This window comes from Prevotella sp. E13-27 (assembly GCF_023217965.1).
GTDB lineage: Bacteria > Bacteroidota > Bacteroidia > Bacteroidales > Bacteroidaceae > Prevotella.
Genome location: NZ_JALPSC010000001.1, coordinates 1,853,751 through 1,867,634, shown reverse-complemented (window position 1 = coordinate 1,867,634; position 13,884 = coordinate 1,853,751). Strand labels below are relative to the sequence as shown.

General features: G+C 46.9%; 9 protein-coding genes. 4 read left to right on the top strand and 5 right to left on the bottom strand.

The window, feature by feature from the left end; all coding sequences use genetic code 11:
• Positions 1-496 precede the first annotated feature (496 nt).
• Positions 497-1,168, top strand: a complete 672-nt coding sequence (locus M1L52_RS07360) for an MIP family channel protein (RefSeq protein WP_248614284.1) — start codon at positions 497-499, stop codon at positions 1,166-1,168.
• A gap of 189 nt (positions 1,169-1,357) precedes the next feature.
• Positions 1,358-2,356 carry a class II fructose-bisphosphate aldolase gene (locus M1L52_RS07355; RefSeq protein ID WP_248614283.1) on the top strand — a complete coding sequence of 333 codons (999 nt, stop codon included), beginning with the start codon at positions 1,358-1,360 and terminating at the stop codon, positions 2,354-2,356.
• 55 nt (positions 2,357-2,411) lie between these two features.
• Here the strand turns inward: M1L52_RS07355 and M1L52_RS07350 are convergent, their stop codons facing one another.
• A complete protein-coding gene (locus tag M1L52_RS07350; RefSeq protein WP_248614282.1) occupies positions 2,412-2,843 on the bottom strand; it encodes a nucleoside deaminase in 432 nt (143 codons plus the stop codon).
• Between the two features lie 150 nt (positions 2,844-2,993).
• Between M1L52_RS07350 and M1L52_RS07345 the strand changes: the two genes are divergently transcribed.
• Positions 2,994-3,779 carry a biotin--[acetyl-CoA-carboxylase] ligase gene (locus M1L52_RS07345; RefSeq protein WP_248614281.1) on the top strand — a complete coding sequence of 262 codons (786 nt, stop codon included), beginning with the start codon at positions 2,994-2,996 and terminating at the stop codon, positions 3,777-3,779.
• A gap of 40 nt (positions 3,780-3,819) precedes the next feature.
• On the opposite strand, the gene M1L52_RS07340 is transcribed toward M1L52_RS07345, so the two are convergent.
• From M1L52_RS07340 to M1L52_RS07330, 3 genes are all read right to left on the bottom strand, one after another.
• Positions 3,820-4,287 (bottom strand): hypothetical protein, encoded by a 468-nt coding sequence (locus M1L52_RS07340; protein WP_248614280.1) that lies wholly within the window; start codon positions 4,285-4,287, stop codon positions 3,820-3,822.
• A 202-nt stretch (positions 4,288-4,489) separates the two neighbouring features.
• Positions 4,490-6,397, bottom strand: coding sequence for a molecular chaperone DnaK (gene dnaK, locus M1L52_RS07335; protein WP_248614279.1), 1,908 nt, complete (start codon positions 6,395-6,397; stop codon positions 4,490-4,492).
• Between the two features lie 226 nt (positions 6,398-6,623).
• Positions 6,624-8,528: a hypothetical protein gene (locus M1L52_RS07330; protein WP_248614278.1), complete on the bottom strand. Its 1,905-nt coding sequence runs from the start codon at positions 8,526-8,528 to the stop codon at positions 6,624-6,626.
• A gap of 122 nt (positions 8,529-8,650) precedes the next feature.
• Between M1L52_RS07330 and M1L52_RS07325 the strand changes: the two genes are divergently transcribed.
• Complete coding sequence (locus M1L52_RS07325) at positions 8,651-10,726, top strand: acetate--CoA ligase family protein (RefSeq protein ID WP_248614277.1); 2,076 nt, start codon at positions 8,651-8,653, stop codon at positions 10,724-10,726.
• Positions 10,727-10,738: 12 nt separating this feature from the next.
• On the opposite strand, the gene M1L52_RS07320 is transcribed toward M1L52_RS07325, so the two are convergent.
• On the bottom strand, positions 10,739-13,627 hold the full coding sequence (locus M1L52_RS07320; protein ID WP_248614276.1) for an AAA family ATPase: 2,889 nt from the start codon (positions 13,625-13,627) through the stop codon (positions 10,739-10,741).
• Positions 13,628-13,884 lie beyond the last annotated feature (257 nt).

Below are 13,884 nucleotides of genomic sequence, written 5' to 3'. Positions count from 1 at the left end.
AAGCAAAATATTTTTTGATTTTTCCGAACGGAAGTACTTTCGAACGAAGTTCAAAGGTACGAATAAGTGAGCGAAATGCAAAAGGAAAACTTGTTTTTCTTTTCATTCCCGAACGAGAGTACCTTCGAGCGCTAACTCAAAGTACGAATAAGTGAGCGAAAAAACTAACGCTGAATCGAAACGACAAGACAAATGCGATTATCACAAAATTTGATTGATTTATATCAATTAATTATAAAAAGTACACTAAAAAGTTTCAATTTGTTTGCAAAACACCCAAAACACTATTAATTTTGCATCGTGTTTTTCATAGTATTAGATTTAAGGTTAACAAAGGTTGGGTCACAGCGGTGACCCTTTTTTTATGTCTAAACACATTTTTTCTTGAATATTTTTTTGGCAAATTATAATTGTTTTGTACTTTTGCCTTGCAAAACAATAACGAACAATAATTTATAAAAACCTAACCAATCATTTTATTAACAAAAAAATTATCATGAAAAAGTATTTTGCTGAACTTGTTGGTACATTCGTACTGACGTTCTTGGGTTGCGGAGCTGCTGTAGCTCTGGGTTGCGGATCTGACACTGCATCAGTAGTAGGAACAGCCATCGCATTCGGTCTTGCCGTGGTTGCTATGGCTTACACCATTGGCGGCATCTCAGGTTGCCACATCAATCCAGCCATTACACTTGGCGTGTTCATCAACGGAGGCATCAGTGCTAAGGATTGCGCCATGTACATGGTATTCCAAATTATCGGTGCCGTACTGGCAGCCGCTTGCCTGGCAGGTATCGTGGCTACAGATCCTTCAGCCGTCATTACCACAGCAACAGGTGCAAACGCATGTGCCTATGGCACGACCAACGGACTCATCGTTGAGATTGTGCTCACCATGCTTTTCGTACTCGTAGTATTGGGCGCTACATCGAAGACTAACGGAGCGACAAACAACTTCGCAGGCCTTGCCATCGGTCTCAGCCTCATACTCATCCACCTCGTGGGCATTCATTTCACAGGAACATCTGTAAACCCAGCCCGCTCAATAGGTCCGGCATTGTTCGAGCAAGGCCAGGCACTGGCAGAACTTTGGGTCTTCATCGTTGGCCCATTGGTAGGCGGTGTCCTCGCTGCATGCATATGGAAGTTCATTGCTCCTGCTGAGTAATAGCTGCTGAAAACTGATTTTGCAAACTGAATCTTACATTTAACAGCTGCGGACTTATTGGAAGAAACGGATTGATTAAAAAATCCGAAAATTCCAATAAATCCGCAGCGCTTTTTGCGCATTTTCGAAAGATTTCACTAATTTTGCGCTCAAATTTTATAATCCATCTTTTTAAATTATAAAACAATTATGGTAAATTACAAGGATTTGGGTCTCGTTAATACCCGCGAGATGTTCAAGAGAGCAGTGGCTGGTGGCTATGCTATCCCCGCTTTCAACTTCAACACTATGGAGCAGATGCAGGCTATCGTACAGGCTGCCGTTGAGACAAAGTCTCCAGTTATCATGCAGGTTTCTAAGGGCGCTCGCAACTATGCTAACGCTACTATCCTGCGCTACATGGCTGAGGGTGCTGTAGCTTATGCTAAGGAGCTCGGCTGTGAGCATCCTGAGATTGTTCTGCACCTTGACCACGGTGACACCTTCGAGCTCTGTAAGGATTGTATCGACATGGGCTTCTCTTCAGTGATGATCGACGGTTCTTCTCTGCCTTATGAGGAGAATATCGCTTTGGCAAAGAAGGTTGTTGACTATGCTCATCAGTTCGACGTAACAGTTGAGGCTGAGCTCGGCGTGCTCGCTGGTGTTGAGGATGAGGTTGCTGCTGCAGAGTCTCACTACACCAAGCCTGAGGAGGTTATCGACTTCTCTACCCGCACAGGTTGCGACTCTCTGGCTATCTCTATCGGTACCTCTCACGGTGCTCACAAGTTCACCCCAGAGCAGTGCACACTCGTTAACGGCGTGCTCGTTCCACCACCATTGGCATTCGACATCCTGCATGAGATCGAGAAGAAGCTTCCTGGATTCCCCATCGTGCTCCACGGTTCTTCTTCAGTTCCTATGGAAGAGGTCAACACCATCAACAAGTACGGTGGTCACCTCGAGGCTGCTATCGGTATCCCCGAGGAGCAACTGCGTGAGGCTTCAAAGAGCGCTGTTTGCAAGATCAACATCGACTCTGACTCTCGTCTCGCTATGACTGCTGCTATCCGCAAGCATCTGGCTGAGCATCCTGGAGACTTCGATCCTCGTCAGTATCTGAAGCCTGCTCGTGAGAACATGAAGAAGATGTACATCCACAAGATTGTGAACGTACTCGGTTCTGACGGTAAGCTCGCTCAGTAATTGACTAATTCAACAATACTTTAAGAGTTCCTCGCATTGGGGAACTCTTTTTTGTTTATCGTTTGTTCTTGAAGAACTGTTGCATAATCTCGCGACACTCATCTTCAAGCACCCCGCCGACGACAGTTGCCTTTGGATGAAGCACATCCGGAGCAAAACGACGGAAGCCACGCTTCTCATCAGGAGCACCATAAACGATGCGTGGCACCTGAGCCCAGCCAATAGCGCCAGCACACATAGGACACGGTTCTACGGTGACATAAAGCGTGCAATCAGTGAGATACTTACCGCCAAGCTCATTAGCAGCCATCGTTATAGCCTGCATCTCCGCATGAGCAGTGACATCACAAAGGGTCTCAGTAAGATTGTGTGCACGAGCAATGATACGATCCTTGCACACCACCACCGCACCAATAGGTATCTCTCCCTTTGCCTCCGCTTTACGAGCCTCATCAAGGGCTCGCTGCATATACTGTTCGTCAGTCATATTCAACAACTTCTTTAATAATCAGGAGTCAAAGGTACAAAGAAACGAGGGAAAAGGCGAATATTTTCCTTCTTTTTTACTTCATATCCATTGTCCACTATATAAAAAGATGTAATTTTGCAAGGCGAAACAAAAGAAGCACCATTACACATGCACACATTCGAGGTAATCCACATAGAAGAGACCGACTCCACAAACCGATGGCTCGCTGAGAACGTGCCACACACTGATACTGCCGTATGGACAGACTACCAGACGGCCGGACGTGGATGCGGCACCAACAGATGGGAAAGCGAGCGAGGCAAGAACCTCCTTTTCTCAGTACTGTTTCATTCTAAAAATATTACTGCGAAATACCAATACGCCATATCAATGGCTATGGCTCTTGCCATACACGATGCTGTAAAGTCTCACATACCAGCCGTTCCAGACACTAATAATGGGGCTGACGCGCGAAAACCGCTACAGATAAAATGGCCAAACGACATCTATTGGCAAGACCGCAAGCTATGCGGCATACTGATAGAGAATAAGCTCAGCGGAACAATGGTAAAAGAAAGCATAATCGGCGTAGGGCTAAACGTAAACCAGCAGGCATTCCTCAGCGATGCGCCAAATCCAGTATCACTTTATCAGATAACAGGACAAGAGCTCTCTCGATCAGCTTTGCTGGACGACATCCTTCAGTCATTCAGTCGCAGGATTGCCCCTGTAGACAGCACTACAGGCGAAGCTCAGCAAGACGCTTTCAACGACTTGCGCTATGACTATGTTGCCCTACTCTATCGTCAAGACGGCTTCTTTCCATATAGCGACGCCAATGGCTCTTTCCAGGCTGAGTTTGAAACAATAGAAGATAGCGGCATGATAGTTCTACGCGATACCTCGAACCATCTACGCCGCTACGCCTTTAAAGAAGTGCAGTATATCATATAAAAACGAGGATGTGCCAATAGACACATCCCCAGTCTGTTACTTACCTACGTCCGCCAGAGCGTCCGTTAATACTGTGGTTATGAGTATTGTGTTTCTCGTTCTGAGCTAACTGATGACCTTTGTCTGAAGGATTGGTAGTGCGCCAGCCCTTATTGCTGCTTTGAGAAGAGTGGAGGCTGAAGGCAAACTTGCCTGACTGCCATGACACCGGGCGATAGAAATAATCCAGATGCTTGTACTTGTCATACTGCTTAGTGTTAAGCACATAGCGCAGGTCTTTATTACGTCTATCCCACTTCCTTCCGTACATATCATTGCGATCGTTAACACCCAACAGGTAGTCAAGGTTTATCTTATAAACATCTTCACTCTGTGATGAAGAGAGCTTCAACTCTTGTGCCATTTTGTCACTAAGGAACGATGCCTCCTTCTTTGCGGTGTTATAACTCATTGCGTTGGCAGAGATAGTCATGACCATCATCATTACCATAAACATCATCTTTTTCATAACTTATAAATTTTAAAAGTTGAACTTTGTCGTTTATTAATCACATCGCAAAGGTCAGAACTTTTCACGAGCTATCAAAAGGATTATTCCTAAAGTGAAAGGGTATTTTTCTATTACTTCATAGGGAAATGCGAAGACAAATAAAAAGAATGGCACGTAACTCATCAGAGCTACACGCCATTCTTATTATATATTAAGGTATTTACTTCACTTCTTCGAAGTCGGCATCCTGGATGTTGTCGTTAGGATTCGACTGAGACTGCTGACCACCCTGATACTGCTGCTGGTCGGCACCTTGCTGAGGACCAGCCTGGCCCTGCTGGTACATCTTCTGAGAAGCAGCCTGCATTACAGTGTTCAGGTTGTTGATAGCAGAGTCGATAGCTGCGATGTCACCCGACTTGTGAGCGTCCTTCAACTGCTGTACGGCAGCCTCAACGTTTGCCTTGTCAGCACCAAGCTTGTCGCCATTCTCGTTGAGGAAGGTCTCTGTCTGGAATATCATAGAGTCAGCCTGATTCATCTTATCGATACGCTCACGCTCCTTCTTATCGTTCTCAGCATTCTGCTCAGCCTCTGCCTTCATGCGGTCAATCTCTTCCTGTGACAGGCCAGAAGAAGCCTCAATGCGGATAGCTTGCTCCTTACCTGTAGCCTTATCCTTAGCACTTACCTTCAAGATACCGTTAGCATCGATGTCAAAGGTAACCTCAATCTGAGGAACGCCGCGACGCGCTGGTGCTATGCCAGTAAGGTTGAACTGACCGATAGATTTGTTCTGTGAAGCCATAGGACGCTCACCCTGCAGCACGTGGATGGTTACCTCTGTCTGGTTGTCGGCTGCGGTAGAGAAGGTCTCGCTCTTCTTGCAAGGGATAGTGGTGTTGGCCTCGATGAGCTTTGTCATCACGCCACCGAGAGTCTCGATACCCAGTGTCAGAGGAGTAACGTCGAGCAGCACGATGTCCTGACCTGTCTCCTGGTTGAGGATAGCACCCTGAATAGCAGCACCTACAGCAACAACCTCGTCAGGGTTAACGCCCTTTGAAGGCTCCTTACCGAAGTAGTTCTTAACGAGTGTCTGCACAGCGGGGATACGGCTTGAGCCACCCACGAGGATTACCTCATCGATATCGCTTACAGAGATGCCTGCATCGCGTACGGCGTTCTGACAAGGAACGAGACAAGCCTGAATCAGGTTGTGAGCCAGCTGTTCGAACTTTGCACGTGTCAGAGTCTTCACAAGGTGCTTAGGACCGCTAACAGTTGCTGTGATATAAGGCAGGTTGATTTCTGTTGAAGTAGAACTTGACAGCTCAATCTTTGCCTTTTCAGCAGCCTCCTTCAGACGCTGCATTGCCATTGGATCGCTCTTCAAGTCAGCACCTTCATCGTGCTTGAACTCGTCAACGAGCCAATCAATGATTACCTGGTCGAAGTCATCACCACCGAGGTGGGTATCACCATTGGTAGAAAGCACTTCAAACACACCACCACCGAAGTCGAGGATAGAGATATCAAATGTACCGCCACCGAGGTCGAACACAGCAATCTTCATATCCTTGTTGGTCTTGTCGATACCATAAGCCAGAGCAGCAGCCGTAGGCTCGTTAACGATACGACGTACGTTAAGACCTGCAATCTGACCAGCCTCCTTTGTTGCCTGACGCTGTGAGTCAGAGAAGTATGCAGGCACGGTGATGACAGCCTCTGTAACCTCCTGTCCGAGATAGTCCTCAGCGGTCTTCTTCATCTTCTGGAGCACCATAGCTGAGATTTCCTGTGGAGTATATTTACGTCCATCAATCTCCACACGTGGGTAGCCACCTTCGTTAACCACTTTAAATGGTACGCGTGAGATTTCTTTCTCAGTCTGCTGCCATGTCTCACCCATGAAACGCTTGATAGAGTAAACAGTCTTCTGAGGGTTTGTGATAGCCTGACGCTTTGCTGGATCACCAATCTTGCGCTCACCGCCATCTACGAAGCCTACTACTGAAGGTGTTGTGCGCTTGCCCTCGCTGTTAGCGATAACGACAGGCTCATTACCTTCGAATACAGATACACACGAGTTTGTTGTACCTAAGTCAATTCCAATAATCTTTCCCATAATTGTATTATTTTTAATTGTTATTATTCCGTTTATGCGGCACTTAGCCACAAACATCACAGCAAAGCGTATGCCAAAAATGAAAAATGCGACACGAACATGTCAGTATGTATGACATTTTGTCACAAATAATATAACTTATGGCAGAGCAAAGGCATAAAAAAACGAAGCGTCACATTAAACTGACATAATGTGACGCTTCGATTATTATATTTAAGATTCTTTCTTATTTTGCTGTGTCATATTCCATGACACTTTCCTCTACAGGGAACTTATACCAATCTACGTTTACGTTTCTGTCTGCAGCAAACGGAGCAAACATTGGATTGTAGGCATTGGTAATGCAGATATGCTCTTTCGGCCATTTCCATGACTTCTGTGGAGCACAGATAGCATAAGGAGCACCACCCTTCTCTCCCAAGGCTGCAGGATTATGCACTTCAAAATCCTTAGTTTTGTTGATGATGAAGAAGTCGGCCTTGTTATAGTTGAAGTCTTCCCACTCCTTGTTTGAAAGTGTAAGCTTGCATACGGGCAGTATCGGTCCATTGATAGTCTCCGTATTATAGAACTCAGCTGCAGGGTTACCACAGAGCTGGAACGCCTCATGAGCCTCTTTTCCATCGAACAGCTCTACGCGCTCGCCATTGTCACGCTGATAATAGATATAAATCTTGTCAGCAGCACCCGTTGCTGCGAGTTCAACTGTAAGATCCTTAGTCTGCAGGTTCTGGCGCCATACGCGAAGGACAGCATCATTCATGTCGTAGTCGCCCATGAACGTATCCTCAAATCCATATGAATAACGATAGAACTTAATGTTCTCCTTGCAAGATTTTGTTGGTGCCAAAGGAGCATTCTCGATGTTACCATCTATCATAAGGACTATATCGTTCATATCGAAGTCCTGTACCCAGTCTTCGAAGCAGACGAAGCTTACGCCACCACGCTGGAACATCACAGTATGAGAGAAAGTCTCCCAACCTACGTTATAGCTCTTTGCCCAGTCTGGCAATACATTCCTATCCTTGAAATACTCAGACAGTGCAAGATTTGAAGTGCCTTCGTTATACCAGTTGAATGGCTTATCTATACCAGATATATATCTTGGAGATACGGTATTGAAGAATCCTATCTCTGTTCCTTCAGGGAATGTATATGACGCATTACCGTTTGCATCATAGTAAACGAGCTTATATGCTGGCACATCCTGCTCTGAAGGTATATCATTACGTTTCACGTTGTGATAGTTCATTGGAAGAGCTTCTTCAAAAATGAACTTACGTACAGTCTTGATATTACGTTCTTCACCTGGTACGAAATAATAGTATCCGAAACGAGTGTCTTGGTTGCTGGTGTTACGGTAGATAGCTGTAACAGTGACCTCACCGCCACCTTCGCCTACTACAGCATAGTAGTTATTGCGCACCATCTCAGCCTTGTTAAGAGTGTCGCGGAAGTTCAGTCCTCCTTCGGGAAGGAATCCGAAAACGTTATCCAGCAGTTCGTTCATATCATCGAAGTGCACGTTAGTATTACCACGTGACACGTAAGCCCACTGATCTGCCCAACCGTCGTTTGCGAACATTTCTGAGTGAACGGTATTCTGCCAGATAAGCTCATTAAAACCCTTCAAAGCTGCCTTCTTGGGAGCAAAGAGTCTTGATGCAGATGATACATCCACATATTTATAATTGTCTTTCTTCTTGAAGCTAAGTGTCTCTTTGCCTGCTTCAAGTGTTGTCATGCGCACGTTACCATCCTTGCTCACACATACGGCATAGACCGTTGCCCCTTTTGGAGCCTCGAACGAAATGGTGAAAGACTCACCATTTACCTCAAAAGCGGCATATACCTGAGCGTTGTTGTCAACAAACGGGTTCGCATCCATGATAAGCAGTTGCGATGCCTTGATGTCAGATGGTAAATCAGTCACAAGCACGCTACGGGTAGCTGTCATAAGCCAATCCTGTTCAGGATCAATCTTCACGCCGAGCTTTGCCTCTGCATTTGCCAACTCTTTTTCTGCGTTTCTCTTTTCCACTGCTGCAGGATCATACAAATCCTTGTCTTTCGTACAAGCAGTAAAAGCTGTAACAGTCAAAAGGAAATAAAAAAGAACCTTTTTCATATAAGCAATTAATATATTATAATCGGGTGCAAAGTTACAGCTTTTTTTAAAAAACGAACATAAAAAAGCAGAAAATCAACAAGAATGTGATAAAATATTAATATTTTTCATAACTTTGCGACATGATTAACCGAGAACTACTACAACCGAAGAGCATTGTCGTCATTGGCGGCTCTAACAACACTCACAAACCTGGTGGCGCCATTGTGCGCAACCTTATCAATGGTGGTTTCGATGGCACCCTGCGCATCGTAAACCCCAAAGAAGACGAAGTGCAGGGTATCAAGGTATTCCACGACATCACCGAACTTCCGCCCACAGAGATGGCCATCCTTGTCATCCCTGCGAAGATGTGCCCCGACACAGTGGAAGCGCTTGCTGCCTCGAAAGGGACGCGTGCTTTCATCATCATCTCTGCCGGATTCGGTGAGGAGACGAAGGAAGGCGCAAAGCTGGAGCAACGCATCCTCGACACCTGCGAGCGCTATGGTGCCTCACTCATCGGCCCTAACTGTATAGGTCTGCTGACACGTCACCATCACTCGGTGTTCACCAAGCCTATCCCCGACCTCAGTCCTAAGGGCGTTGACTTTGTCAGCGGCTCTGGCGCAACAGCAGTGTTCATTCTTGAGAGTGCCGTCATAAAAGGCCTACAGTTCAACAGTGTGTGGAGCATTGGCAATGGCAAGCAGATAGGTATTGAGGATGTGCTACAGTACATGGACGAGAACTTTGATGCTGAGCGCGACTCGCATGTGAAGTTACTTTACATAGAGAACATCTCCAATCCTGACAAGCTACTCTTCCACGCCAGCTCACTCATTCGCAAAAGCTGTCGCATAGCAGCCATCAAAGCCGGTTCGTCGGAGAGCGGCAGCCGCGCAGCATCGAGCCATACAGGTGCCATAGCAAGCAGCGACTCTGCAGTGGAGGCATTGTTCCGCAAAGCGGGAATAGTCAGATGTTTCTCACGCGAAGAACTCACCACCGTGGGCTGTATCTTCAACAGTTTAGGAGACAGGACACAAGGCTCACTGAAGAGATTTGCCATTGTGACCCATGCCGGAGGCCCAGGCGTGATGCTCACCGATGCCCTTTCCAAAGGCGGACTGGAGGTTCCGAAGTTGGAAGGAGATGCTGCCAACGAGCTGAAAGCGCAGTTATTCCCAGGCTCTTCAGTAGCCAACCCCATTGACATTCTTGCCACAGGAACGCCAGAGCATTTAGGCATCGCCATAGACTATTGTGAGAACCGTTTTGACAATATTGATGCGATAATGGTAATCTTCGGCACGCCAGGACTTGTAACGCTCTACGAAACCTATGACATGCTTCACAAGAAGATTCTGGAATGCAAGAAACCCATCTTCCCCATCCTGCCAAGTCTTCATACGGCAGGTCCTGAGGTTGAGGAGTTCCTGAAGAAAGGTCACGTGAACTTCAGCGACGAGGTGACACTCGCCACAGCCCTCACACAGGTAACGAAGACGCCGGCTCCTGCTCCACCAGAGATAGAGCTGTTCGGCGTTGATGTGCCACGCATCCGCGACATCATCGGTGGCATAAAAGACAACGGTTACGTCAGCCCCACCATTGTGCGCCAACTGTTCGAATGTGCCGGCATACCAATGGTGCCCGAGATGGTTTCAACGAACAAAGACGAGCTCATAGCCTTTGCCGAGAAGGTGGGCTATCCTGTCGTGGCAAAGGTGGTAGGACCAGTACATAAGAGCGATGTTGGAGGTGTGGCACTGAACATACGCACAGCCGAACATCTTGCCCTTGAGTTCGACCGCATGATGAAGATAAAGGATGCCACAGCCGTAATGGTTCAGAAGATGATCAGCGGTACTGAGGTTTTCATTGGCGCCAAGTATGAGGAGCGCTTCGGTCATGTGGTGCTCTGCGGACTAGGCGGAATCTTCGTAGAGGTATTGAAAGACGTGTCAAGCGGACTGGCTCCTCTGAGCTACAACGAAGCCTACTCTATGATTCACTCACTGCGCGGATATAAGATATTAAAAGGTACGCGCGGACAGAAAGGTATCAATGAGCAGAAATACGCCGAGATAATAGTACGTCTCTCTACCCTACTCCGTTTTGCGCGAGAGATAAAGGAGATGGACATTAACCCACTACTTGCCGACGAGAACAATGTCGTGGCAGTAGATGCACGTATAAGAATTGAGAAGGACTAACCTCTCACCTCCTCAGAACCCTATTCTGCGATATAGCAATGAACTCTCGCTCCACTCCAGACGGTCGGTATCTTCCTTTATGACCATTGCCTGCTGGTTATTCTCCGGATCATGGAAGATGCGCAGCTGTGCTATCTGTGCCACGGTGCCTGCCAGCAGCTGTATGGTTCGTGCATTGACAGCAAAGTGCTGGCGGTTACGATAGATCTGCTCTATACAGTTGTCTATCACCGTCTCTGCATCAGCCATGATGCCGAGACCATACTGTTTCTTCAGCAAGTAGCAGAATATCTCCTTCAGCTCGACTGGCTTGAAGTCATCGAACACGAGTATGTGGTTCGACGGCACAACACCATGCTGCACGAGGTTACGTGCAACAGCGTCGCCGTCATCATTGGTGCGGGCTATCACCACAGCAATGTTCATGTTCAGCTCCTTGCGCTTGTTCTCTATCCAGAACTGCAGGAAGTCCATATTATAGTTCTTGTAGTTAGGAGAGTCAAGGTCGAGGAACAGCATTCCGTCTGTAGCCTTCAGCATAGACTTCTCTATTATCGCCATCTGATTGTTGGCTGTAGCAAACTCCTCAATGTTCAGCGTACAGAAGTGGTTCGTAGGAAGCAGTCCTGCGCCCTGCATGATACGACAGAGAATCTCTGCCACGGTGCTCTTGCCGGTGCCTGTGTTTCCAAGGAAGTTCCACATCATATGGTTACCTGTCATCGGAGTCTTGCTATTGTAGTTTGCCTTCAGCATGACGACATACTCGTTGAGTGCCTTCTTCACATTGTCAAGACCAGCCAGTTCATTGAGTTGATCCATAGCATCATCGATGATGGCGCCGTCCCACGACAACAGTTTCTTATTCTCTTCTATCTCGGGCACGTCAGCCTCGGTTATCGTCACGAGGTCCTTACGCGTGATGCTATCAGCAGATCTCGAATAAAGACGGTCGCTGACAGCAGGAATAATCTTTGTGGTAAGCAGTCGTGTTATGAAACGGCCGTTGCCGAAGTGTTCGTCCTTGTGGCTATAGGCATTGATGACATACTGTGCCAGTTTCTTCTCTGCCTCAGGCGTTATCTCATACTGTTCCTTCTTCATGACGAAGCCGCCAATCTTCAGAAGTTGCTCGGGCGTGTAATCATTGAAGTGGAACACATAGGAGAAGCGTGACTTCAATCCTGGGTTCGACTGCAGCAGATGTTCCATCTCCACGGTATAGCCAGCTAATATGACAATCATGTTGGTCTGCTCCATGCTCAGATAGGTGAGCAGCGTCTCTATGACGCGATGGCCGAAATCGCGGCGGTCAGGGTCGTTGGTGAAGAGGTTATAGGCCTCATCAATGAAAAGCACGCCACCGGCAGCACTCTTTATTGCATTGAGTGTGTTCTTCTCAGTATCTCCGAGAAACTGTCCTACAAGCTTAGAGCGGTCCACCTCGACAAGATGTCCTGACGACAGCACTCCCATGCCGTGATAAATCTCACCTATCAGCTCTGCAACAGTTGTCTTACCCGTACCAGGGTTTCCTGTGAATACCATGTGCATAGGCGGCATGTGGTTGAAGAGTCCCAGCTCCATGCGGAGGCGGTTGAGGTTCACCAGACTGGCATGTGCCATGATGCTCTTCTTGATATTGTCCAGTCCAACAAGCGACTCCAGGCGCTCAATAGCTTTCTGAGGGTCACGATGACGAATCTTTGGTATATCATCAATGGTGATAAGTGTGCTTTCCTCTGCGTCACCGTTCATCTCACCGTCGGCCTTCACCATGCGGCTTATAAGTGATGGCAGTATCTTGTCATCAATGGTGTTATGAGCCAGATGGATATTGCCGAAGTCATTACCACGCAGCTTATACTCATGGCCGAAATAGGCACGCAGTCCCTCGACAGCATCTGGTGTGAACTGATAGCCGTTGTCATCGGCATAGGCACGTGCCATATCTGTCAGGCGGTCAGGCGCAAAGTCATCGAAGTGGAAACGGTGGATGAAGATATCCTTTGCCGGCTGACAGGAGTTCACGAGTTGGATGAGCTCATCTTTCGGACCTGCCAGCACACAAGTCACCGATGGCTCAGTCTTCAGTTTGTTGGCCAGTATCTCAATGCCAGTCTGTGCCAACAATCCTTTCATGCTCAAGTCCTCCGCACCGCTTATATATATAAGGCTGTTGGTATTCTCACCAATCTTATCATTGATAAGGGAAAAACCTGTGCTCGGGTCAAACATCTGTATGGCAGGAATCTCCACCATCTTCCTGGTATTCGGGGCTATGGCTTTCAGCGCAGCAAAGAGTCGCTGGGCAGCCGTACGTTTACCAGTGCCGCTGTTACCTGTGAAGAGATAGCCATAGTGGTTGACATGTCCCACATGATTCATGCATTTCTCTTTATACACGCGTTTCTTCTCCAGCAGCGCCAGATAATCCTCCAACTTCTGCGGTATGGGAATAGTACGGTCGATGTCAATCACCTCGTTGGCCTTCTTCAGTTTTTCTTCCATCTCGTGTAGTTTTTTTATATTGTCATCACGGAATCCCTTGACGTACGTGCCGTCGTAATGGCCCAGCAAACTATGAACCTTTTGGAGAAGTTCTGCTACCTTATCCAGATCGTCCATATAGTAGAAATAGATGTCAGCTAACCAGAGCGAGAGAAACACCAGATCGTTATACATGTACTCTGTGCTCTGTTCATCATAGCCGCCATCATCTAAGCAGGCTTCCTTGATGCTGGCATAGGCTTCCACCAACGGTAGGGCTGTCAGCGGCTCATCCTGCAGCAGTTGATATTTGTTGGTGATATAATCACAGAGGATATTCTCTTTCTTGTCATCAGAATAGTCCGCTATTCTTTCAAGGATCTCACTCGTAGGTACGCTGTTCCAGTCCATAGTTTCCGGTTTTTAATTATTTAATTCAAGTTTCTCAAATTGTTTTTTAACCACGAATTACACGAATTGAACGAATTTATTGCTGCACACAATAACCGAATTTATAACAAATCACACGAATAGGAATCGCTGGCGATTCCTTGCTGAGCCAGCCAATTCGTTTAATTCGTTGCATCTACGATGCATAGTTTTCAAGTCGTTCTGCATAGAAATATTCGTGAAATTCGTGGTCGTTATATACATGCGAAAGTTGTATT